Origin of the sequence: Pleomorphochaeta sp. DL1XJH-081 (assembly GCF_049310885.1) — a bacterium.
Taxonomy (GTDB): Bacteria; Spirochaetota; Spirochaetia; order Sphaerochaetales; family Sphaerochaetaceae; genus CAYZJV01.
In genome coordinates, this window is sequence record NZ_JBMDYO010000082.1 from 1 (window position 1) to 277 (window position 277).

Consider the following 277-nt stretch of genomic DNA (forward strand, 5'->3'; position numbering starts at 1 on the left):
TCTTCATAATCACGCTTACGAAGTAACTTCATCCCTAATACTTCGGTATAGAACTTTAAAGATTGTTCTAAATTGCCTACTCGCAACATTGTATGAAGCATTCGCATGTTTATTCACCTGCCTTTTCTATGTCATGTGTTTGATGATCTTTAAGCAGTTTTCCAACCCAAACAACTAAAATTAAGATTGGAATCCCGATCATTGTGGTCATCAAAAAGAAGTTTGGGTATCCAATATTACTCACTATGGTACCCGAATATCCACCTAAAAGTTTTGG

Annotated in this window: 1 protein-coding gene; it reads right to left on the minus strand. The window is 35.7% G+C overall.

What is annotated here, in order from left to right:
• Positions 1–107 (minus strand): VOC family protein (locus ACODJP_RS13985; protein WP_422482535.1); only part of this gene is annotated, 107 nt, incomplete at its 3' end.
• Between the last annotated feature and the right edge of the window lie 170 nt (positions 108–277).